Source organism: Methylobacterium soli, assembly GCF_008806385.1.
Taxonomy (GTDB): domain Bacteria; phylum Pseudomonadota; class Alphaproteobacteria; order Rhizobiales; family Beijerinckiaceae; genus Methylobacterium; species Methylobacterium soli.
This window is the reverse complement of the sequence record NZ_VZZK01000006.1, coordinates 98,201-119,833: the sequence shown is the minus strand read 5'-3', so window position 1 is coordinate 119,833 and position 21,633 is coordinate 98,201. Positions and strand designations below refer to the sequence as shown.

Annotated in this window: 18 protein-coding genes; 4 read left to right on the top strand and 14 right to left on the bottom strand. The window is 71.3% G+C overall.

Features of this window, described 5'->3' with window-relative positions; all coding sequences use genetic code 11:
• Window positions 1-246: 246 nt before the first annotated feature.
• The 3 genes from F6X53_RS07685 to ubiE are packed head-to-tail and all read right to left on the bottom strand — an operon-like array spanning window position 247 to window position 3,923.
• Complete coding sequence (locus tag F6X53_RS07685) at window positions 247-1,518, bottom strand: phosphopantothenoylcysteine decarboxylase domain-containing protein (protein ID WP_150999153.1); 1,272 nt, start codon at window positions 1,516-1,518, stop codon at window positions 247-249.
• A gap of 47 nt (window positions 1,519-1,565) precedes the next feature.
• Window positions 1,566-3,122: a 2-polyprenylphenol 6-hydroxylase gene (ubiB, locus tag F6X53_RS07680; RefSeq protein WP_150999150.1), complete on the bottom strand. Its 1,557-nt coding sequence runs from the start codon at window positions 3,120-3,122 to the stop codon at window positions 1,566-1,568.
• 27 nt (window positions 3,123-3,149) lie between these two features.
• Window positions 3,150-3,923 (bottom strand): bifunctional demethylmenaquinone methyltransferase/2-methoxy-6-polyprenyl-1,4-benzoquinol methylase UbiE, encoded by a 774-nt coding sequence (gene ubiE / locus F6X53_RS07675; RefSeq protein WP_150999148.1) that lies wholly within the window; start codon window positions 3,921-3,923, stop codon window positions 3,150-3,152.
• Window positions 3,924-4,125: 202 nt separating this feature from the next.
• On the opposite strand from ubiE, the gene mutM reads away from it, so the two are divergent.
• The 4 genes from mutM (at window position 4,126) to gmk (ending at window position 8,255) form a co-directional block, all read left to right on the top strand.
• The gene (gene mutM / locus F6X53_RS07670; protein WP_150999145.1) at window positions 4,126-5,037 is read left to right on the top strand and encodes a bifunctional DNA-formamidopyrimidine glycosylase/DNA-(apurinic or apyrimidinic site) lyase; all 912 of its coding nucleotides are present in this window, start codon (window positions 4,126-4,128) and stop codon (window positions 5,035-5,037) included.
• 181 nt (window positions 5,038-5,218) lie between these two features.
• Window positions 5,219-6,595, top strand: coding sequence for an endolytic transglycosylase MltG (gene mltG, locus F6X53_RS07665; protein ID WP_150999143.1), 1,377 nt, complete (start codon window positions 5,219-5,221; stop codon window positions 6,593-6,595).
• A 108-nt stretch (window positions 6,596-6,703) separates the two neighbouring features.
• Entirely contained in the window at window positions 6,704-7,567 is an 864-nt protein-coding gene (locus F6X53_RS07660) for a YicC/YloC family endoribonuclease (RefSeq protein WP_238297219.1), read from the top strand.
• Window positions 7,568-7,580: 13 nt separating this feature from the next.
• Window positions 7,581-8,255, top strand: coding sequence for a guanylate kinase (gene gmk / locus F6X53_RS07655; RefSeq protein WP_244965540.1), 675 nt, complete (start codon window positions 7,581-7,583; stop codon window positions 8,253-8,255).
• A 107-nt stretch (window positions 8,256-8,362) separates the two neighbouring features.
• Here gmk and F6X53_RS07650 read toward each other — a convergent pair whose 3' ends face one another.
• From F6X53_RS07650 to ppsR, 11 genes are all read right to left on the bottom strand, one after another.
• The gene (locus tag F6X53_RS07650; RefSeq protein WP_150999134.1) at window positions 8,363-8,947 is read right to left on the bottom strand and encodes a biliverdin-producing heme oxygenase; all 585 of its coding nucleotides are present in this window, start codon (window positions 8,945-8,947) and stop codon (window positions 8,363-8,365) included.
• Entirely contained in the window at window positions 8,944-11,511 is a 2,568-nt protein-coding gene (locus F6X53_RS07645; protein ID WP_244965536.1) for a histidine kinase dimerization/phosphoacceptor domain -containing protein, read from the bottom strand. Before F6X53_RS07645 ends, F6X53_RS07650 begins: the two co-directional genes overlap by 4 nt.
• A gap of 142 nt (window positions 11,512-11,653) precedes the next feature.
• A complete protein-coding gene (locus F6X53_RS07640; protein ID WP_150999124.1) occupies window positions 11,654-13,057 on the bottom strand; it encodes a dihydrolipoyl dehydrogenase in 1,404 nt (467 codons plus the stop codon).
• A gap of 49 nt (window positions 13,058-13,106) precedes the next feature.
• Window positions 13,107-13,913, bottom strand: coding sequence for an SDR family NAD(P)-dependent oxidoreductase (locus F6X53_RS07635; protein ID WP_150999120.1), 807 nt, complete (start codon window positions 13,911-13,913; stop codon window positions 13,107-13,109).
• A 199-nt stretch (window positions 13,914-14,112) separates the two neighbouring features.
• Complete coding sequence (locus F6X53_RS07630) at window positions 14,113-15,693, bottom strand: c-type cytochrome (RefSeq protein ID WP_150999116.1); 1,581 nt, start codon at window positions 15,691-15,693, stop codon at window positions 14,113-14,115.
• A gap of 40 nt (window positions 15,694-15,733) precedes the next feature.
• Entirely contained in the window at window positions 15,734-16,090 is a 357-nt protein-coding gene (locus tag F6X53_RS07625) for a hypothetical protein (protein WP_150999111.1), read from the bottom strand.
• A gap of 3 nt (window positions 16,091-16,093) precedes the next feature.
• On the bottom strand, window positions 16,094-16,588 hold the full coding sequence (locus tag F6X53_RS07620) for a TspO/MBR family protein (protein ID WP_150999105.1): 495 nt from the start codon (window positions 16,586-16,588) through the stop codon (window positions 16,094-16,096).
• A complete protein-coding gene (locus tag F6X53_RS07615) occupies window positions 16,585-17,775 on the bottom strand; it encodes a geranylgeranyl diphosphate reductase (protein ID WP_150999103.1) in 1,191 nt (396 codons plus the stop codon). Before F6X53_RS07615 ends, F6X53_RS07620 begins: the two co-directional genes overlap by 4 nt.
• A gap of 5 nt (window positions 17,776-17,780) precedes the next feature.
• Complete coding sequence (locus F6X53_RS07610) at window positions 17,781-19,127, bottom strand: BCD family MFS transporter (RefSeq protein ID WP_150999101.1); 1,347 nt, start codon at window positions 19,125-19,127, stop codon at window positions 17,781-17,783.
• Window positions 19,127-20,011, bottom strand: a complete 885-nt coding sequence (gene chlG / locus F6X53_RS07605) for a chlorophyll synthase ChlG (protein WP_150999098.1) — start codon at window positions 20,009-20,011, stop codon at window positions 19,127-19,129. The genes F6X53_RS07610 and chlG overlap by 1 nt, the downstream gene beginning before the upstream one ends.
• 147 nt (window positions 20,012-20,158) lie before the next feature.
• Window positions 20,159-21,601, bottom strand: a complete 1,443-nt coding sequence (gene ppsR, locus F6X53_RS07600) for a transcriptional regulator PpsR (protein ID WP_150999095.1) — start codon at window positions 21,599-21,601, stop codon at window positions 20,159-20,161.
• Between the last annotated feature and the right edge of the window lie 32 nt (window positions 21,602-21,633).

Genomic DNA, 21,633 nt, shown 5'->3' with positions numbered 1-21,633 from the left:
CGATCGATCCTGACGCGAAATCTGCATCCGGCCGCCCCAGCGGCGCGAGCCAACATGCCAATTCCAGCAAAAGGTCGTTAACAGCCGATGATCCGGATTGAATTCAGATCACTTTTTGTTCAATCGTGACGGCCGAAGACCTCACGGCGCGCGGCTCGCCGAGGCCGACCTTCCGAGACAGACGAGCACGGGCCGTCATCCTCCGGCCGTGCCCGGTAAAGCCCCCAATTCAAGCCTTCCGGTCCCTCAGCCGGCGAGCATCCGGGCGAAGCGCTCGACCAGGCGTCGCCCGACCTCGTCCTTGTCGAGGGTCGGCCAGGTCTCGACGGAGCCGTCGCGGGACACGAGGTGGACCGTGTTGCGCGTCCCGCCCATCACGCCGCCCGCGGGCGAGACGTCGTTGGCGACGAGGAGGTCGCAGCCCTTGCGGGCGATCTTGGCGCGGGCGTGGTCGATCACCGTATCGGTCTCGGCCGCGAACCCGACCACCAAGGCCGGGCGGCCGGACGCGCGCCCCGCGATCGTGGCCAGGATGTCCGGGTTCTCGACGAGGCCGAGGGGGGCGGGCGCCGCGCCGTCCTTCTTGATCTTGGAGCCGCGTGCCTCCGCGGGTCGGAAATCCGCGACGGCGGCGGTGAAGATCGCGACCTCGGCCGGCAGCGCCGCCTCGACCGCCGCCAGCATCTCCCGCGCGGTCTCGACCCGCACCACCGCCACGCCCGGCGGGTCGGGCAGCGAGACCGGCCCCGAGACCAGCGTCACGGCGGCGCCCGCCGCGGCGGCAGCCTCCGCGATGGCGTGGCCCTGCCGGCCCGAGGAGCGATTGGCGATGTAGCGCACGGGGTCGATCGGCTCGTGCGTCGGCCCGGACGTGACGAGCACCCGACGGCCCGCGAGCGAACCGCCCGGCCCCCGCCCGGCAAGGAAGCCGAAGCCCGCGGGCTTCGCCGCGGCCTGCGCCTCCGTCTCGGCCAGCATCGCCGCGACCGCGTCGGCGATCTCGCCGGGCTCGGCCATGCGGCCGGGGCCGAACTCGGCCTCCGCCATCGCCCCCTCGTTCGGGCCGACCACCCGCACGCCGTCGCCCTGGAGGAGCGCGAGGTTCCGGCGGGTGGCGGGGTGCTGCCACATCCGCACGTTCATGGCGGGCGCGATCAGGATCGGCAGCGTCGTGGCGAGCAGGACCGTGGAGGCGAGGTCGGAGGCAAGCCCGCCGGCCATGCGGCCCATCAGGTTGGCGGTCGCGGGCGCCACCACCACGGCGTCGGCGTCCCGCGCGAGCTTGATATGGCCGATATCGGCCTCGTCCTCCCGGTCGAACAGGTCCGTATGGGCCCGCTCGCCCGCGAGCGCGGCGGCCGCGAGGGGCGTCACGAATTCCTGGGCGCCCTTGGTGAGAAGCGGGCGCACCGCGGCGCCGCGCGCGCGCAGGCGGCGGATCAGGTCGAGGGACTTGTAGGCCGCGATGCCCCCGCCGATGACGAGGAGGATGCGGCGGTGGGCGAGGGGACGATCCATACCGTCATCCTGAAAGGGCGCCGTCATCCTGAAAGGGCGCCGTTATCCTAGCGGAACGCCATCACGAGCGCACCGATGGCGATGCCCCAGAGTGCCAGCGTCGACCAGATCGCCCGGCGACGCTCCTGCCGGGCGAAGTTCTCGATCCGGTGCGCGTCGCCGGTCCCGGCCTCGTCGAGGCGGATCATGATGCGCTTCAGGCGCACGGCGAGGTCCGGGATGTCGGTAACGACATCCGCGATGGTGAGGGCCGCCCGGCCGGCCCCCTCGATCCGGCCGATCGGCCCCAGGTTGCGGGTGATCCAGCTCCGCACCACCGGCTCGGCGCCAGTCCACATGTCGAGCTGCGGGTCGAGGGAGCGGGCGACGCCCTCGACCACCACCATGGTCTTCTGCAGCATCACGAGTTCGGTGCGCGTGCTCATGTCGAACAGGGCGGTGACGTCGAAGAGCAGGGTGAGCACCTTGGCCATCGAGATCTCGTCGGCGCGGCGCTGGTGGATCGGCTCGCCGATCGCCCGGATCGCCTGGGCGAAATCGTCGACGGAATGGTGCCGGGGCACGTAGCCGGCCTCGAAATGCACCTGCGCGACGCGCTTGTAGTCGCGCAGGATGAAGCCGAGCAGGATCTCGGCGAGGAAGCGGCGCTCCTTCACCCCGAGCCGGCCCATGATGCCGAAATCCACCGCGACGAGGCGCCCTTGCGCGTCCACGAACAGGTTCCCGGGATGCATGTCGGCGTGGAAGAAGCCGTCCCGGATGGCCTGGCGCAGGAAGGACTGGATCACGGTCCGCCCGAGCAGGCGCGAATCGTGGCCGGCCGCCACGATCGCGGCGCGGTCGGACAGGCGGATGCCCTCGATCCACTCGCTGGAGAGCACGTCGCGCCCGGTCAGCTCCCATTCGGGGCGGGGGACGCGGAAATCGGTGTCGTCCCGGGTGTTCTGGGCGAGCTCGGACATGGCGGCCGCCTCGAGCCGGAAATCCATCTCCATCATCACCGAGCGGGCCAGGATCTCGACCACCTCGCGCGGGCGCAGGCGCTCCGCCTGGGGCGAGAGGGCGTGGACCACCCGCGCCATGAAGCGCATGGCCTGGAGATCCCGCTGGAAGCGCTCGCGCACGCCGGGCCGCATGATCTTCACCGCCAGGGCGCGCTGCGTGCCGTCCGGATCGATCACCGTCGCCCGGTGGACCTGGGCGATCGAGGCGGCGGCGACCGGCTCGCTGAAGGAGGCGAACAGGCTTCGCAGCGGCTGGCCGAAGGCGGTCTCGACCACCCGGATCGCCTGCCCCTGCGGAAAGGGCGGAACCCGGTCCTGCAACTTCTCCAGGTCGATCGCGGCGGCCATTCCGACGAGGTCGGGGCGCGTCGCCAGGAACTGCCCGAACTTCACGTAGGAGGGGCCGAGCCGGGTCAGCGCCTTCGAGAGGCGCGCGGCCCCGTCGCCGAGGCCCGGGCGCTCCAGGAGGCGGCCGATCCGGAGGGCGAAGCGCAGGTGCGGCGGCAGCTGCGACGGGTCCACGAAGGCGAGGCCGCCCTCGCGCGCCAGCACGAAGCCGACATGGACGCCCCGCAGGAGGTGGATGATCGCGCCGAGCACGGAGTCACGCCTCCCCGGCCGCGGCCATCAGGAGACCTTCCAGCCGGAATGGATCGCCACGATCCCGCCCGAGAGCAGCCGGTGCGTCACGTGGCGGAAGCCCGCCGCCTCGATCATGCCCGCGAAGGCGCCGGGCGTCGGGAACTGGCGGATCGATTCCACGAGGTAGCGGTAGGAATCGGCATCCCCCGCCACCCGGGCGCCGAGGCGCGGGATCACGTGGAAGGAATAGGCGTCGTAGATCTTGTCGAGGAGGGGCAGGTCCACCTTCGAGAATTCGAGGCAGAGGAAGCGCCCGCCGGGCTTGAGCACCCGGTGCGCCTCGGCCAGGGCCGCGTCGATCCGGGGCACGTTCCGGATGCCGAAGGCGATCGTGTAGGCGTCGAACGTGGCGGCGGGCAGCGGCAGGGTCTCGGCATTGCCGGTGACGAAGTCGATCCGGCCGTCGAAGCGGTGGCCGGCCCGCTCGGCACCGACCCGCAGCATCGCCTCGTTGATGTCCAGGACCGTGACATGGGTGCCCGCGCCGCCCGCCGCGAGGGCCCGGAAGGCGATGTCGCCGGTGCCGCCGGCGACATCGAGATGCCGAAAGGCGCGGGCCTGCGGCGGGCGCAGTATGGCGATGAGCTGCGCCTTCCAGGCCCGGTGCAGGCCCGCCGACATCAGGTCGTTCATCAGGTCGTAGCGCTTCGCGACCGACCGGAACACGTCGTCGACGCGCCCCTGCTTCTCGGCGAGCGCCACGCGCTCGAAGCCGAAATTCGTCGTGTCGTCGTTCGAAGGCCGCTCGCCAGCGCTCATGCAGATCCACCTTTTGCCCGGCCTCCATAGCGAAGGCGCGCGCAAACCGCCATGCGTCCAAACCCGCAGGCCCGGGCGCGTTCAACCATCGGCCCGTCCTCGTCCGGCGATCGGCCCGCCCGGCGCGACGACGCGCCCGGATTGCCCGGCCGCCCCTCCGCCCCGATATGCAGGGCCGAGAGACCCACGCGAACCGGTGACCATGCCCGAACTTCCCGAGGTCGAGACCGTGCGGCGCGGGCTCGCGCCCGCCCTCGTGGGCGCGCGCTTTTCCCGCGTCACGCTCCGGCGGCCGAACCTGCGATTTCCGTTCCCGGATCGTTTCGCCGAGCGGCTGGAGGGCCGGGCCGTGACGGCGCTGGCGCGCCGCGCCAAGTATCTCACGGCCGCCCTCGATTCCGGCGAGACCCTGATCATGCATCTCGGCATGAGCGGGCGCTTCGACGTGAAGCTCCCGGACGGCCGGAATCTGTCCCCAGGAGATTTCTACCTCGAGGGCGCTCTCGGCCAGCCCAAGCACGACCACGTCGTGATGGCGATGGGGAGCGGGGCCACCGTGACCTACAACGACGTGCGCCGCTTCGGCTTCATGGACCTCGTCCCGACGGAGGGACTCGCCGCCTGCCGGCACTTCGCCGGGATGGGGATCGAGCCCCTCGGCGAGGCGCTGACCGGCGAGACCATCGCGCGCCTGTTCCGCCACAAGATCACCCCGCTGAAGAGCGCGCTCCTCGACCAGCGCCTGATCGCGGGGCTCGGCAACATCTATGTCTGCGAGGCGCTGCACCGGGCCGGACTTCATCCGGAGACCCCCGCCGGGGCGCTCGCCCGCACCGACGGCAAGCCGACCCCGAAGGCGCGGCTCCTCGCCCGGGTGATCGCGGAGGTCCTCACCGAGGCGGTGGCGGCGGGCGGCTCGACCCTGCGCGACTACGCCCACCCGGATGGCAGCGCCGGCGCCTTCCAGCACGCCTTCCGGGTCTATGACCGCAGCGGCGCCGCCTGCACCCGGCCCGGCTGCGACGGCACCGTCGCCCGGATCGTGCAATCCGGACGCTCGACCTTCTACTGCGCCGCCTGCCAGCCCGCGCCGGGGCGCATCTCCGCACGCTGAGGTCGCGCCTCACGGCATTTTCGCCACAAATCCGGCTAGGGTCGCCCCTCCGCGCGATCACCTGACACGCGCAGGCAACCGTGCCATCCTGACCTCTCCGTCCTGGCGCCGCGTCCGGCGACGGGCAGAAGGGCCGACGAACGGGCCCAGGTCAGGGAGCGCGAGCCCGAGCAGGATTTCGATGTTCTTCCGCAGACGCAAGACGCCCGCGCCGACGCCGATCACCTCGGACGAGCCGGCCCTCCCGAACCGCCTGTCGCCGCGTTCGCCCGGCGAGGCGATCAAGCCCACCGCCGCCCTGCCGCCGCCCGAGGAGCCCGTCCGCGAGCGCGGCGGCCTGCTCGCCACGATCAGCGGCCTCCTCACCTTCGCGGTGGTGCTCGCCATCGGCGCCATGATCGGCCTGACGCTGTTCCAGCGGCAGGTGCAGGAGCCGGGCCCGCTCGGGGCCGACAAGGTCGTGGTCATCCCGACCCGCAGCGGCACCAGCGAGATCGCCGAGATCCTGCAGCGCGAGGGCGTGATCGCCCATACCGGCCTGTTCGAGCTCGCCGCCCGCTTCGGCGGCAAGCCGCCCCTCAAGGCCGGCGAGTACAGTTTCAAGGCCCATGCGAGCATCGGCGAGGCCATCGACACGGTGACGACCGGGCGCCAGGTCCAGCACGCCATCACCTTCCCGGAGGGCCTGACGAGCGAGCAGATCGTCGGGCGCCTCAACGAGAACGACATTCTCACCGGCGAGATCGGCGAGATCCCGCCCGAGGGCTCACTCCTGCCCGACACCTACAAGTTCGAGCGCGGCGCCACTCGCCAGCAGATCGTCAACCTGATGCGCGCCAAGCAGCGCGAGGTCCTGAACCAGATCTGGCTGCGCCGCAGCGCCGAGGTCCCGGTGCGCACCCCCGCCGAGATGGTCACCCTCGCCTCCATCGTCGAGAAGGAGACGGGCCGCGCCGACGAGCGCCCACGGGTCGCCGGCGTCTTCGTGAACCGCCTCAACAAGCGCATGAAGCTGCAATCGGACCCGACCATCGTGTACGGGCTCGTCGGCGGCCGGGGCACCCTCGGGCGCGGCATCCAGCGCTCCGAGATCGAGCGCCCCACCCCCTACAACACCTACGTGATCGAGGGCCTGCCCCCGGGCCCGATCGCCAATCCGGGCCGCGCCGCGCTGGAAGCCGTCGCCAACCCGTCGCGCACCAAGGATCTCTTCTTCGTGGCCGACGGCACCGGCGGGCACGCCTTCGCGGACAGCCTCGAAGGCCACCAGAAGAACGTCGCGCGCTGGCGCCAGGTCGAGCGGGCCCGCCAGAGCCCGGCGCCGGACGGCAACGGCGTCGACAAGGTCGAGCCGGTGGATGCGGGCGCGACGCCCGGCCGCGCCTCGGCCTACGCGCCCGGATCCAACGCGGCCTTCGCGCTCGACGGCGGCGCCGGCCAGCCCGGCGGCCGGTCGCGGGCCTTCGACGCGTCGGAAGGCACCAAGCTCGACCCGCTGAAGAACAAGACCTTCGACCTCAACTCGGCCAAGACCGTGCCGGTCCTGAAGCAGCCGTGAGGGCGATGCGCCCCATCCGGGGCGCGATGATCGAGGGCGACGCGCCCCGGCGGGGGCGCGATCGAAGCCCTGAGGGGCGGGAGCACGTATCTGACCATGATCGCGAGCATGACCGGGTTCGCCCGAGCCGCCGGCGCGACCGGCCCGGTGCAATGGGCCTGGGAGGTCCGCAGCGTCAACGGGCGCGGGCTCGACGTGCGCGTGCGGGTGCCGAGCGGCAGCGATGCCGCCGGCGAGGTCGCCCGCACGACGCTGCAGAAGACGCTGACCCGCGGCCAGTGCCAGGTCTCCCTCGCCCTGACGAGGCCCGAGACCGCGGCGCGCATCCGGGTGAACGAGGCGCTGCTCGCGTCCCTGGCCGAGGCGGTGGCGCGGGTTCCCCGTCCCGAGGGCCTCGCGCCCGCCACCATGGACGGGCTGCTCGGCGTGCGCGGCGTGATCGAGGCCGACGAGGACGTCTCCGCCGAGACCGATTCCCTCGCCCGCGACCTTGCCGAGGGCGTCGTGCTTCTGGTGACCGATCTCGTGGAGGCGCGCCGGGCCGAGGGGCGCCAGTTGCAGGAGATCATCTCCGGCCAGCTCCGGGCGATGGCCGAGTTGACCCACGCGGCGGAGGATTGCCCCGCCCGCAAGCCGGAGGCCGTGCGCGCCCGCCTCGCCGCTACGGTCGCGACCCTGATGGAGGCCAGCACCTTCGACCCGGACCGGCTGCACCAGGAGGCGGTGCTGCTTGCCGCCAAGGCCGATGTCCGCGAGGAGCTCGATCGCCTGAGGGCACATCTCGCCGCCGCGCGCGAGCTGATCGCGACCGGCGGCGCCGTCGGCCGGCGCCTCGACTTCCTGGCCCAGGAACTCGGGCGCGAGGCCAATACCCTGTGCGCGAAGGCCAACGATGTCAGCCTGTCGCGGATCGGACTCGACTTGAAGGCCGTCGTGGAGCAATTCCGCGAGCAGGTTCAGAACGTCGAGTAGGCCCTTGGACACGATGATGACCGGCACGAACGCAGCGCCCCGTGACCCGGTCGGTCGGCGCGGCCTGATCTTGATCCTGTCCTCGCCCTCGGGCGCCGGCAAGACGACGCTGACCCGCGCCATCGCGCAGGACGGCGGCTGGGGCCTCGAGCTCTCGATCTCGGTGACGACGCGGGCGCGCCGCCCCTCCGAGATCGACGGACGGCACTACCATTTCATCGACCGCGAGGCCTTCGACGACCTGCGCGCCCGCGACGACCTCCTCGAATGGGCCGAGGTGCACGGCAATTTCTACGGCACGCCGCGCCGCCCGGTGGAGAAGGTCCTGTCGGCCGGCCGCGACATGATCTTCGACATCGATTACCAGGGCACCCGCCAGGTGCGCGCGAAGCTCGCGGACGATGTCGTCACGGTCTTCATCCTGCCCCCCAGCATGCGGGAATTGCGCCAGCGCCTGGAGCGCCGGGCCGAGGATTCGCCGGCCACGATCGAGAAGCGGCTCGCCAATGCCCGCGTGGAGATCCAGCGCTGGAGCGAGTACGACTACGTCATCGTCAATGACGACCTCCAGAACGCCTTCAGGTCGCTTCAGGGCATCCTGGCCGCCGAGCGCCTGCGCCGCACGCGCCGGACCGGCCTCGACGGCTTCGTCGAGGGCCTGCTCGAGGAAGCCGCGGAGCACCTCTGAAGCATTTTCGAGCGAGGTGGATGCCGGCTCGCGTAAAGAAAATGCGACTGCACAAGGAGATAGACCATTTTGCGTGATCCAAGGATTACGGAAAATGGTCGAGGCGGTCAGGCTGAAACCCCGGCCGTGCAATCCATCCGGCAGAGCCAGAGCCGCAGCGCGTCGAAGGTCGCCTCGGCGGCCGCGATCGCCGCGGCCTCGGCATCGGGGCCCTCCGCGAGAGCATCGAGACGGGCCCGGAAGGCCGCCCACATGGCGCCGGTGCGGCGGCCATGGGCGAGGTAGTAGCCGCAGCCCGTCTCGGCATCGAAGCCGTGCAGGGCCGCGATGCGGCGGCCGATCATCTGGCCGCCGAGGGTCGAGCCCTCCAGGACGTAGAGGGCGCCGATCGCCGAGGCCGGATCCGCCAGGGCCGGGGCCGGGGGCCCGGGCAGGGCATCGGGATCCGACGTCGCGCCGAGATGCCTCAGATCGGCGTCGAGCCGCGCGAGCCGTCGGCGGGGCGCGAAGAACGCCTCGTCGCCGAGCGCCGCGCCGATTGCCGGCTCGTAGACCGCGTGGAAGCCGCGAAACCGCGCGAGGAGAACGCGGTAACCATCGAGCGTGGCGACGCGCGCCTCCCAGTCGAGGCTGCGTTCCAGATTCTCGTGCGCCGCCGCGGTCGCGGCGCGCAGGCGCTGATGCAGGCTCACGCGGTGATCGTGAAACAGGCGCCAGGCGCGTTGACGACCTCGATGCGGGCGTTGATCTGGTCGAGCATCGCCCGAATGAGCTTCATCCCGAGCCCGGTGCCCTGCGGCTTCGCTTCGGCCCAGCCCTGGGGCAGCCCCTGGCCGTCGTCGCAGATGCGCATCCGCACGGCGCCCGCCCCGTCGCCCGAGACCGTGACCGCGACCCGGCCGCCATCCGGGCTGCCCGCGTATTTGAAGGCGTTGGTGACGAGCTCGGTGGCGATCAGCGAGAGCGCCACCGCCTTGCGGTAGGGCACCATCAGGCCGGGCTCGGCCACGAGATCGACCGCGTGGCCTTCGCCCGCCATCCCGGCGAGGTCGCTGCACAGGTTCTCGATGGTCTGGCCGAGATCCACCTCCTCGACGCTCTCGGCCTGATAGAGGCTGTCATGCACCCGCGCGACGCTCATCACCCGGGCGGCGGTCTCCGCAAAGGCCTGGCGCGCCTCGGGGTCCGAGACCTGCCGGCGCTGCATCTGCAGGAAGGCCGAGACGATCTGGAGCGAGTTCTTGACCCGGTGGTCGATCTCCCGGGTCAGGAGATCCTTCTGGATCAGGAGCCTCTCCTTGTCGGCGAGAAGCCCGGTCAGCGCGTCGATCTTGCGGCGCTGGCGCAGGACCACGCCCTCCACGGCCTGCGCCAGACAGACTGCGAGCGAGACCTGCCATTCCGGCCAGGGCGCGGAAAAGCCCGAGCGCTCCTCGACCCAGCGCTCGAAGGAGCGGCGCGGCAGCACCGCCACGCTGCCGCTGCCCGCGAGCACGGGCTTGCGCGGATCGCCCCCCCAGCTGACGGTGCTCGACACCTCCGGCCTGAACCAGAGGATGAGGTTCACCCGCGAGGCGTCGACGAAGGCCCCGAGCACGCCGCTGGCGATCTCCTGGAAATCCGTCGCCGCGCCATAGGCTGCCGGGAGGGCGTTCGTGGCATAGGCCGTGCTGCCGGCCGGCAGCGCGTCCTTGAGCCAGGCCGCGAATGCGCGGACCTGCGCGGCGGAGGGCGTTCGGCCGATCAGCGTGACGGCCTCCCCCGAGACGATGCCGGCGCCCGTCGCACCGAACAGGTCGAGGAGCGTGACGGGACCCGTGGTCAGGGAGGCGACGAAATCCTCCGCATGGGTCAGCCCGCGCACGAGGCGGCCCTCGGTGTCGAGATGCGCCTGCCGCTCGGCCCAGAGGCGGCGCCCCTCGATCTCCTGCACCCGCATGGCGAAGGCGTCGGTCAGGATGGTCGCGGCCGCCCGGGTCTCGGGGGCGACGTAATGGGGCTGGCGATGATGCCCGATCATCAGGCCCCAGAGCTTGCCCTCCACCATGATGGAGATCGACATCGAGCCGTTCACGCCGAGATTGCGCTGGTACTCCAGGTGGATCGGCGAGAGCGTGCGATTCTGCGCGAAGGTCAGGTCGATCGGCGCGTTGCCGGCCTCCGGGGCGGCGGTGATCGGCACCGGCACGCAATCCCGGTCGATCACGAAGCGGCTCTTCGCCTTGGTGTAGAGGGCGCGCGCCTGGGCCGGGATGTCGGAGGCCGGGAAATGCAGGCCGAGCAGGATCCTCGACCAATCCGGCACCTTGTCCTCGGCCAGGGCCTCCCCGTTCCAATTCGCATCGAAGCGGTAGACGAGGACGCATTCGAAGCCCGTCAGCGCCCGGATCTCCAGGGCGGCGATGCGGGCCGCCGCGCTCAGCGTCTCGACGGCGCGCAGGCGCGCAACCGCGAGCTCGGTGTCGATCTGGCTCGCGCCGCCGAAATCCTCCGGCTGGTCCGGAGCAAGTTCCATCTCGATGACGACCCGCCCCGCATGGGCATGCGCCACCGCGTGATAGGTCCGGCCGTCGCGCCCCGTCAGGCGCAGGATCCGCCGGATGCTGCGGCCGTCATCCAGGGTGTGGCTGGCCAGGCGCGCGCGGATCAGGTCGGTGAAGCTCTTGGGCAGGACCTCGTCGACGGTGCGCCCCAGGAGGGGCGTGCCGTTATCCACGAGCATGTCGAACACGTTGGTGCTGTGGGCCAGGATCGCGAGGCTCCCCGGATCGGCCGCCAGCATCACGGCATTCGGCTGGATCGAGCCCGGGATGTGGATCGGCTCGCGCTCGCAGAGCGTCGGGTCGACGGGCTCCGCCCGCGCCCGCTGGCCGATCGCCTCCATCACGGCCTCGCGGGTCCGGCCCTGCGCGATCTGGCCGAGCGGCCGGATGGTCAGCCAGTAGCCGGCGCGGCCCTGCACCATGTGGATGCGCGCGCGCAGCGGCTGGTGGGGCATCTGGCCGAACACGAATTCGAATTGCGCGTCGAGATGGCCATGCCGGATCCCGGCCAGGAAATGCCCATGGAAGCCCGGCACGTTGGTGCTCGGAGCGACCTCGCGGAAGTAATGGCGCCCGATCACGGCCGGCGCGGACATCCCCGTCAGGATCGAGGCCGAGCGGTTATAGGTGCGGATGGTCCCGGACGCGTCGAGGCCGATCACCGCGGCATCGAGCTCATCGATCTCGTCGGCGGAGAGCGCATCGAGATCCATGGTGCCACTCTGTGCCTTGGCGGATGATGCGCTCGGCGACATCAGAGGCGATACGTGATCATGCACGATCCGGTATGACGGGCCGGGCACCGGAGCGCAATGCCAGGGCCCCCCGGCGCCGCGCACGATCCCGCTGGCGGCGTCAGCCGGTCCCGGCGCCCCCGCGCGTGATCGCCGCGAGGGCCGTCTCGAAGCCCTCCTCCAGGGTCGGATGATAATAGGGCCGGTCGCGCAGGCGCCCGGCCGTCGCGCCATCCTGAATCGCGAAGGCGAGGAGATGAGCGAGGTGCTCCACGTCGGGTCCGATCATCTCGGCCCCGAGCAGCACGCTGCGCCGGTCGGCCCAGATCCGCAGACCGCCGCGGTTGCGCTGCTCGATCCTGGCGCGGCCCTGGTCGGGGAAATCGGCCGCGCCCGTCACGCGGGCATCCTCGGCCTGCGCGTCGTAGGGCGCGCCCACCGAGGCGGTCCCGGGCTGGGTGAAGACCATCGCGAGCGCGGTCCAGGGCTCGGGCGCCGTCGCCGCGCCGGACCCGGCGAGCGCCGCCGCGTTGCGGCCCGCGATCCGCCCCTGGCGGGTGGCCTCGTGCAGGACCGGACGCAGCGCGTTGGCATCGCCCGCGATGAAGACCGGGCCGCCCGCGCAAAGCAGGCTGCGCGCGTCGAAATCCGGCAGGCCATGCTCGCCGAGGCGCAGGCCGGCCGCCTCCAGCGCCAGGCCCTCGAGGTTGGGCGGGCGACCGATCGCGGCGAGGACCCGCTCGACCCGGACCGAGCCCTGGCTGCCATCCGGGTTCCTGACGCTGAGGCGCACGCCGTCGCCGTCGGGCTCCGCGCCCATAACCTCCGTGCCGAGATGCAGGTCGATCTCCGCGCCGAAGATCTCGACGGCTGCGCGCGTCAGCGCGGGATGCGTCAGCCCGGCCAGTTCATGGCCGACATCGAACAGGCTGACGGCGACGCCGAGGCGCGCCATGGCCTGCGCGATCTCGATTCCGACCGGCCCGCCGCCGAGGACCGCGAGCGAGGCGGGGAGATCCGCGATCCCGAAGAGCGTGTCGGTGGTCAGCACCCGGGCCGGCCCGAGACCTTCGAGGGGCTTGGGCAGGCTCGGGCTCGATCCCGTCGCGATCACGGCGGCGCGGAAGCGGATCCGGGTGTGATCGGCGACCGCGAGGGTCTCGCCGTCGAGGAAGCGGGCCTGGCCGTCGAGCCGCTCGTCGGCGGGCCATTCCTCGAGCCCCTCGAAAACGTGGCGCACGAAGCGATCCCGCTCCGCGCGCAGGTGCCCGAGCACCGCCGGCCCGTCGACCGCGACTTCGGGCACCCGCACGCCGAACCGGTGCGCCGCGCGCGCGTCGTGCGCCGCGCGCCCCGCCACCGTCAGGAGCTTGGAAGGCATGCAGCCCACCCGCGCGCAGGTGGTGCCGCCGGGGCCGGCCTCGATCAGCACGGCACGGGCGCCGGCCTCCCGGGCGGCCCTGTGCGCGGCGATGCCCGCCGTGCCGGCCCCGATCACCGCCACGTCGCAACTCAGCTCACGCATCGCGTCCCCTTGTCGTGCCACGGAACCCGCGCCCCCGTAGGCCCGCGCCTCAACTGCCCATCGTCAGCACGGCGCCCCCGTCGACGCGCAGGTTCTCGCCGGTGATGAAGCTCGCCTGCTCGGAGCACAGGAAGGCGACGGCGGCCGCCACCTCGTCGGCCCTGCCGCGGCGCTTGCGCACCATGCCGGGCCGCTTCTCCTCGAGGAAGGATTCGATCGCCGCATCGAAGGACACCCCCTTCTCCTTGGCGCGCTTCTCCATCATGGCGTCGGTCATCGGGGTCGCGATGAAGGCGGGGGCGATCGAGTTCACCATCACGCCGTCCGCCCCATAGGCCTTGGAGAGGCCCTTCGTGAGGTTCATCAGGCCGGCCTTGGCGGCGCAGTAGGGCAATTCCTCGACATAGGGCTGAACCGCGTCCTCGGAGGTGAACAGCACGATCCGGCCCCAGCCCGCCGCGCGCATGGCCGGGATGAAGGCGCGCGTCACCCGCACGGCGACCATCAGGTCGGCCTGAATCGTCTCCAGCCAGTCGTCGTCGCTGAGTTCGAGGAAGTCGCCCGTGGCTCCGGTGATGCCGGCGGCGTTGACGAGGATCGTCGGCTTCTGCGCGAAGGCCGTGTCGGCAAAGGCCTTGAGCGTCTCGACGCCCGGCATGCCGCTGAGGTCGGCCGCCACGGCCCGCACGTCGCCGAGCGTGCCAAGTTCCTTGGCCGCCGCCTGGAGGGCCGCCTCGTCCACATCGGTGAGGACGATCTTCACGTCCTCGCGGAGGAGGAACTTCGCGCTCTCGAAGCCCATGCCCGAATCGCCGCCCGTGACGACGGCCACGCGTCCGCTGATGCCGAGTTCCATGTCGTTTCCCCGTCCGGAAAATGCCGCTGACCGCGTTCCGACGGAGCATCGGACGGATGTCCGTGATGCCCGCGACTGGTCCCGAGCGGCACTCCCGATCGGACGGTCGCGGGCCAACACCGGCTCGGCGGGATCGTTCCGCCTGCCCGGCCGCCTGCGGCAATGGGGCAGGCGGCCGGGCCGATCCCGGGCCGATGGGTCAGTTGCGCGGCGTCGTCGGCGGCTGGGCGGGGGCCTCGGCGCGCCGCTCGGGGTTGTGCAACTGGCTGTAGGTGACGTTGCTGAAGCTGCCGATGACGGTGTGCCAGGGCGCGTTCCGGTAGAAGTCGTTGTCCTTGGCGACCTTGCAGAAGGCGGTGGTCAGGCCGTTGACGATGTCGTCGCCCTTCGCGCCGGGCACCGCGGCCTTGATCTTGGGAAGCAAGCTGTCGAGGCGCGGGATGAACTCGTCCTGCTTGATGTTCCTCAAGGCGTCGGCCGCCCCGGCGTCCTGCAGCGCCTTGGCGATCTCCGGCTGCGCGATCTCGGCGCAGGGCGCGTTGCCGGCCAGCATGGTCCGGATCTTGTCCCGGCTCTTCGAAACGATCCCCCGATCCGTGATGACCGGGGCCTTGTTGCCCCAGGAATTGCGGACGTAATCGGTGACGTCGGCGACCTCCTGGTCGGTCATGCCCTGGCCGATCGCCAGCATCGGCGCGTAGCCGCTCTGGGCGGCGAGGCCGCCCAATATGACGTTGATGACCGTCTCCGGACCCGCCGACTGCACCGAGGTGTTGCCCGCGAGCGCGGGAATCGCGCCCTCGACGCCCTTGCCGTCCGGTTTGTGGCAGGAAGAGCAGTAGCTGAGATAGGTGGCGGCGCCCGGCGCGTTCGGCTGGTTGAAGGCTTCCAGGTCCTTCACCTTGTAGGTTTCGCGGGCCTTCTGCGTGCGCAGGTAGGCGACCATCGCCTTGAGGTCGGCCTCCGTCATCTTGCTGAGGGACTCCTCGATGGTCTGGCGCATCGGGCCCGCGGCGACGCCGGGCATGTTGCCGGGGGCGGTCCCGGTCTTGAGGTAGGTGACGACCTGCTCGTCGGACCAGGCGCCGATGCCCTGGTGATCGTTCGGGGTGATGTTGGGCGCGTACCACCCGTCGATGACGCCGCCGCCGAGCTTGCCGGCGAGGCCGCTATTGCCGACGAGCTTGCGCTCGTTGTGGCACATGCCGCAATGGCCGAGCCCCTCGACCAGATAGCCGCCGCGATTGACCTCGGCGCTTGCATTCGGATCCGGCTGGAACTCGCCCGCCGTGAAGAAGGCGGTGCGCCAGGTGATGAGCGCCGTGCGGATGTTGAACGGGAACGGGATTTCGTTGGCCTTGCGCGGCTCGTTCACGGGCTCGAGCGATTGCAGGTAGGCCCAGATCGCCTTGACGTCGTCCTTGGTGACCTTCGTGTACCAGCCGAACGGGAAAGCCGGGTAGAGGTAGGAGCCGTCCTTGCTGATGCCGTCGTGGAAGGCCTTGTAGAAGTCCTCCTCGGTCCAATTCCCGAGGCCGGTCTCCTTGTCGGGCGTCAGGTTCGGGGTGCGGATCTTCCCGATCGGCGTATCCAGCACGTAGTTGCCCGCGAACTTCTTGCCGCTCGGGCCGGTATGGCAGGCGACGCAGTCACCCGCCGTGACCAAGTATTCGCCACGCTTGATCAAATCCTGATCCGCCGCCCGCGCGGCAGGAGGCACTGCAATCCCAAGTAGGGAAATTAAACCGGAGGTGGCAGCGAGGGCGTTAAATCGACGCATGATGCCAGGTCTCCGATGGATTGATGGAGCGTAACGTTCGTCAGGTTAGGGATCGCGCGTTGAACGCCTCGTCTGATCGCGAAGTTCCTGGCTCACGAAATCGTTGGGTGCGGCCGAAGTGCAGGGATCCGGCCGCACGCATCCGCAGGGCGAGTTCCCCGAGATGGGCCGCGAAGGACAGGGCGAGCCACGCGGCGATCGCGGGCCAGCCCGCGTCGACGAGGCTCGCGCGCAAGGCCAGCATCAGGGCGGCACCGGAGGTGAGGTTGAGGAGCATGGGGCGAGCCAGCGTCCCGCGCCCGGTCCGGCGGAGCCAGACCATGAGCCCGAGGGCCTCCAGGGCCACGAGCCCGAGGATGAGCTCGACGATCCGACCGCTCGCGAACAGGCTCTCCACGGCTCAGGCCCTCCCGAACGGGCCGTTGAGGCGCACGATGGCGCGGTTCAGGAAGGCCGCCACCCCGACCCAGATCAGGTAGGGCAGCAGCAAAGCCGCCGCATTGGCCGACACGCGCGCGGTGATCAGCAGCAGCGCCAGGATCGAGAGCCAGAGGAAGATCACCTCGACGAAGGCCCAGTCCGGCCGCTCGGCGCGGAAGAACAGGCCGCTCCAGGCGATGTTCAGGACGGCGTTCACCGCGTAGGCCGAGAGCAGCAGAGTGCGGAAGCTCGCATCCGGGCTCGCGTTCCAGGTCATCACGCTCGAGATCGCCGTGAGGGCGAAGATCGTGGTCCAGATCGGCCCGAAGGCCCAATCCGGCGGCTTCCAGCCCGGACGGCGCAGGGCGTGGTACCAGGGGCCGGTCACGGTCAGCACGCCGCCCGCGACGCCGACCACGAGGCAGGCCGCCACCGCGACGGCGGCGGGCAGCCACTCGAGACCGGCATCGCTCACGGGGAGACCCAGCGGAACAGGTGGGCGAGATCCTTGAAGAAGATGCGGGCATGCGCCGCGGGCTTGGCCCGGACCAGCTCCTTGTTCATGTAGGAATCCCAGGTGAGCTGCTGCACGTCCTTGTCGCGGCAGATCGAGACGAAGCGCTCGCGCAGGGCGTCGTTGCGGTACCAGACCGCCTGCATGATCCGCAGGATCAGGAAGACCCGGCCGTGCAGCTTCATGAAGCGGCGGCGCGCCTGCGCCAGGGCGGCGGCGCGGCCGGTGGCCAGGAAGGCCTCCGCCGCCTCGGCCGCGAGGCGCCCCCCGAGCATGGCGTAGTAGATGCCCTCGCCGGAGGCCGGCGCGACGATGCCGGCGGCGTCTCCGGTCAGCAGCACGTCGCGGCCATTGTCCCATCGCCGCAGGGGCTTGAGGGGGATCGGAGCGCCCTCGCGCCGCAGGGTCCGGCCGGCATCGAGGCCGGTCGCGGCGCGCAGGTCCCGGATGGCGCCGCGCAGGGAGAAGCCCTTTCGCGCCGAGCCGGTGCCGATGCTGATCGTCTGCCCGTGCGGGAAGATCCAGGCGTAGAAGTCGGGCGAGAGCTTGCCCTGGTAGAACACGTCGCAGCGCGTCTCGGCGAAATCGGCGCCGGCGTCTGGGCGCTCCACGATCTCGTGATAGGCGAAGACCTGCCGCATCGCGGCGTGGCCCTTGATCTCGGCCCGGCCGACCGGCGAGGACGCCCCGTCCGCCCCGATAACGAGGCGCGCGCGCACCGAGGCCGCGCCGGACCCGTCGCGGTAATGCACGCCGGCGAGGCCGTCGCCGTCGCGGCTGATGCGCTCGAAGGTGCCGGCCCTCTGCTCGGCGCCGGCCAGCACGGCGCGGTTGCGCAGCCACGGGTCGAAATGCTCGCGGTCGACCATGCCGACGAAGCCGTCGCCCACCGGCATGTCGACGCGCTTCTCGGTCGGCGAGATCATGCGCGCCGACTTGATGCGGGCGACGATCAGGTCGTCGGGAATCGCGAAATCGCGGATCAGGCGCGGCGGGATCGCGCCGCCGCAGGGCTTGATCCGGCCCGCCTTGTCGAGGAGGAGCACCCGGCGCCCGGCCCGGGCGAGGTCGGTCGCGGCCGTGGCGCCGGCAGGCCCACCGCCGACCACGACCACATCGAAGATGTCACGCGCGGCCGGGTCGGACATGGCGTCTACCTCTCGAAACGGGGTTCGAATTGCATCGGCGCGGCCCTGCGGCGCTGCGCCCGGGGAATCTTGGTCGCCGCCGCGTGCTCGATGCGCAGGGCGATGCCGGTGGCGAGGACGAAGAGCAGAGCCTCGCCGATGAAGACCGCCGCGTAGGCGTGGACGGGATCCGGCGCGACGAGGCGCGCGAGATCCACCGCGACCGTGCCGAGGAAGCCGCCGGTCCCGAAGGCGACGCCCTGCGCCGCGCCCCAGACGCCCATGCGGGTGCCGCGCTCGGCTTCCCCGCCCACCCCCGCCAGCCCCATCATCGAGCCGATCGCCGCGACCGCGAAGATGCCGTTGAAGAGCCCGAGGGCGAAGACGAGGATTCGCAGGGGGAAGTCCGGCCCGATCAGGCCGCCCGCCGCGATGCCCACGAGGGCGAGGCCCGAGCCGGCGCAGCCCAAGGCGGTCCAGAGCTTGAGCGATCCGAGCCAGGGCCCGCCGATCCCCATGGTGAGGCCCGCGACGAGGAGCATTCCGGCGAGCACGCCCCCGTGCTGCAGCCCCGCGAGCTTGGTCGTCACCCCGGGCGTCATCGCGAAGACGAGGCCCGCAAAGGGTTCGAGGATGAGTTCCTGCGCGCTGTAGGCGAGCATGGCCACGAAGATGAAGATCGTGAAGCGGCGCGAGGCCGGCTCGGACCAGACCTGCGCCAGGACCGTGAGGAAGGGCGGCTTGCGCTCCTGCGCCCGTGCCGATTCGTCGTCCGCGCGGGCGGGCTCCACCCCCGCCACCGCGAGGATCGCGACCAGGAAGGCGATGGCGGAGACGCAGCCCGAGACCGCGACGAGGCGCGCGCCCGAGAACGGATCGAGGAAATGCCCGGCCAGCGGCGCCGTGACGGCGAAGCCCGCAATCATCATCACCCAGAGGATCGTGGCGGCAGCACCCCGGCGGCGCTCGTCGACGCCGGTCGCCAGCAGGACGAGGAGCGAGGTGCCGGCCGCGCCCGCGCCGATCCCGACGGTGAGGAAGGACAGGACCGCGAGGGCGAGGCCGCCCACCTGATGGGTCTCGGCCAGGGCCGTCGCCGCGGCGGCGCCGAAGCCGCCGAGCGCGAGCGCCGCCATGCCGCCGACGATCCAGGGGGTGCGGCGCCCGCCGACATCGGAGCCGTAGCCCCAGCGCGGGCGCAGCACCTGCACGGCGTAGTGCAGGGCCACCAATCCCCCCGGCACGACGGCCGGCAGAGCGAGCTCCACCACCATCACGCGGTTGATCGTCGAGGTCATCAGCACCACGACGGCGCCGAGCGCCGTCTGGACGAGGCCGAGCCGCACGATCTGGAGCCAGGAGAAGGAGGCCATCACAGGCCTCCCTGCACGAGGGGACGCAGCGCGAAGGCGGCGACCAGCATTCCGAGCACGTAGAGGGTGGTGCCGGTGCCGTTGTACCACGCGGCCCGCGCCCGCGGCGCCGCGAGGAGGCGCCCCATCAGGAGGATCTGCCCGAGGAGCAAGGCCGCCACGAGGCCCGCGTGCCAGGGACGCTCCCAAGCGAGCAGGAGCGCGATCACGACGGCCTGCGGCAGCGCCATGACGAGGCAGGCGAAGCGCGCGGCCCGGTCGGTGCCGAGTTGGACCGGCAGCGAGCGGATCCCCGTGCGGGCGTCCCCCTCCACCGACTTGAAGTCGTTCAGGGTCATGATCCCGTGGGCGCCGACGGAGTACAGGAACGCGACCATCAGGACCCGCCGGTCCGGCATCGCGGCGGCCATCACGGCGGCCCCGGTGAACCAGGGCAATCCCTCGTAGCAGAGCGCGACGGCGGTGTTGCCCCACCAGCCATTGCGCTTCAGCCGGAGCGGCGGCGCGCTGTAGAGCCAGGCGAGGACGAGGCCGAACAGGGCGGCCCCGAGGATCCAAGGCCCGAGGGCCGCCGCGACCGCCAGCGACAGGAGGGTCCAGGCCGAGGCGACATAGAAGCCCCAGCGCCCCGGCATGCGTCCGGAAGGAATCGGGCGGTTCGGCTCGTTGATGGCGTCGACGTGGCGGTCGTACCAGTCGTTGACCGCCTGGCTCGTGGCGCAGACCAGCGGCCCCGCCAGCACGACGCCGGCCGCGATCATCGTCCATTGCCCGTGCGGGGACTGGCCGGAGGAAACGACGCCGCAGGCGAAGGCCCACATCGGCGCGAACCACGTGATCGGCTTCAGAAGCTCGACGAGTGCACTGGGAGCCGGCGTTGCCATACCGGGACGCTATTTTTTGCGACCCCGGGTGTCAAGTTGAGATGACACGGAAAGTGACCAAAAGAGGTGACACTTCGGCGTTGTCAAAGCCGTGAGGCGCGACTCTGAGTCAGGCGATTCGCGCGGGCAGGGCGGGCGCTCGAGCCCTCAGACGTCGGTGTCGGTCCCGTCGAGGTCGCCGATGCCGTAGCGGCGCAGCTTGGCGTAGAGGCCCTGGCGACTCAGGCCGAGCATCTCGGCCGCGGATGCCCGGTTGTCGCGGGTGATGCGCAGGGCCGCCTCGATGCAGAGGCGCTCGATCAGGTCGGTCGTCTCGCGCACGAGGTTCTTCATCGAGACGCGGCCGACGAGCTCGGTCATCTGCTCGACCGAGCGCGGCAGCTCATGGCCGCTCGCCAGCGCGGAGGCGGGCCGGCGCGGCGCCCCCCGGATGGTGAAGCCGAGGCAGGGCTGGTCACCCTGCAGGACGGAGACCGCCGCGACCTCGACGGATTCGACCGATCCGAGCTGACCCCTCAGGCTGGTGGCGAAATGCCGGACGGCGCCGTGCTCGGCGAGCGTCGCGAACAGGGCCGCGGCTTCCGTCTCCTCGCGACCGAGCCAGCGGTCGAGGAGCTCGCCCTTGGCCTGTTCCGCGGTGGCGATCTGCGCGAGATCCAGGAAGGCGCCGTTGGCCGCCAGGATCCGGCGCGACGGATCGGTGACGACGAAGCCCTCCGGCAGCGCCTCGATGACCTGAAGCAGAGCGGCGTCGGCCCGGCCCGGCTCCGACTCGCCCTCGGCGAGGCCCGAGAGGCGCAGCAGCGCGCTGGCCGCGCTGTCCTGGCGGAAGAGCGAGGCCGAGACGCGCGCCTGGCCGCGGCCATTGCCGAGCTGAGCCACGAGATCCTCGGCCTGGCCGGTGACGCGCAGCCCCGAGAACAGCAATTCGAGATCGCGCGCGCTGCCCGAATCGAACAGGTCGACCACGTCCTGGCCGATGATGCGCTTCTCCGGCCGGCCGATCAGGCGGCCCGCGGCCGGGTTCGCCTCGGTGACCCGGCGCGTCGCGGCGTCGATGACGAGAACCGGCTCGCCCGCGAGCTGGAACAGCGTGCGGTAGCGCGTCTCGGCGCCCCGCAGGCGCAGGTAGTCGCGCTCCAGGGCCTGCTGGGTCTCGGCGAGCTTGCGCTGCAAGGCGGCGGTCGCGCGCAGGTTCCGGCCGATCGCGATGATCGGGCCGCCCGCGCCGAGGCGCATCGAGGCGTAGCGCACCGGCAGGTCGGAGCCGCTGTTGGAGGGATGGTTCACCTGGCGCCAGCGGGTGATCAGGCCCGGCGCCGCATCCTTCAGCAGGGCGTCGATCTTCGGGCGGCTCTCCACCGTCACGGTGTCGATCCAGCGCCGGCCGAGCCAGTTCTCGCAGCCCTCCTCGGTCGCGTCCGTTCCGTTGAAGGAGGCGTCGCGGATGATGCCGTCGGCATCGATCACGAGGGACAGGTCGGTCGCGGCCGCAACGAGGAGGCCCGCCGCCGCTCCGTCGAGGGCACCGAGTAGTTCTTGGAATGCCGCGAGCGGTCTATGCGCGGCTGGGCTCGCCAGACTGGTCAATGATCACCACGTTGTGATGTCGTCGGACAGGT

What these genes read in the sequence shown, in the direction of transcription:
- mutM (WP_150999145.1), top strand. Translation starts at nt 4,126, where the DNA reads ATGCCCGAACTTCCCGAGGTCGAGACCGTGCGGCGCGGGCTCGCGCCC.
- F6X53_RS07685 (WP_150999153.1), bottom strand. Translation starts at nt 1,518, where the DNA reads ATGGATCGTCCCCTCGCCCACCGCCGCATCCTCCTCGTCATCGGCGGG.
- F6X53_RS07660 (WP_238297219.1), top strand. Translation starts at nt 6,704, where the DNA reads ATGACCGGGTTCGCCCGAGCCGCCGGCGCGACCGGCCCGGTGCAATGG.
- gmk (WP_244965540.1), top strand. Translation starts at nt 7,581, where the DNA reads ATGATGACCGGCACGAACGCAGCGCCCCGTGACCCGGTCGGTCGGCGC.
- F6X53_RS07610 (WP_150999101.1), bottom strand. Translation starts at nt 19,127, where the DNA reads ATGGCCTCCTTCTCCTGGCTCCAGATCGTGCGGCTCGGCCTCGTCCAG.
- F6X53_RS07640 (WP_150999124.1), bottom strand. Translation starts at nt 13,057, where the DNA reads ATGCGTGAGCTGAGTTGCGACGTGGCGGTGATCGGGGCCGGCACGGCG.
- F6X53_RS07645 (WP_244965536.1), bottom strand. Translation starts at nt 11,511, where the DNA reads ATGGATCTCGATGCGCTCTCCGCCGACGAGATCGATGAGCTCGATGCC.
- chlG (WP_150999098.1), bottom strand. Translation starts at nt 20,011, where the DNA reads ATGGCAACGCCGGCTCCCAGTGCACTCGTCGAGCTTCTGAAGCCGATC.
- ubiE (WP_150999148.1), bottom strand. Translation starts at nt 3,923, where the DNA reads ATGAGCGCTGGCGAGCGGCCTTCGAACGACGACACGACGAATTTCGGC.
- F6X53_RS07635 (WP_150999120.1), bottom strand. Translation starts at nt 13,913, where the DNA reads ATGGAACTCGGCATCAGCGGACGCGTGGCCGTCGTCACGGGCGGCGAT.
- F6X53_RS07630 (WP_150999116.1), bottom strand. Translation starts at nt 15,693, where the DNA reads ATGCGTCGATTTAACGCCCTCGCTGCCACCTCCGGTTTAATTTCCCTA.
- F6X53_RS07615 (WP_150999103.1), bottom strand. Translation starts at nt 17,775, where the DNA reads ATGTCCGACCCGGCCGCGCGTGACATCTTCGATGTGGTCGTGGTCGGC.
- mltG (WP_150999143.1), top strand. Translation starts at nt 5,219, where the DNA reads ATGTTCTTCCGCAGACGCAAGACGCCCGCGCCGACGCCGATCACCTCG.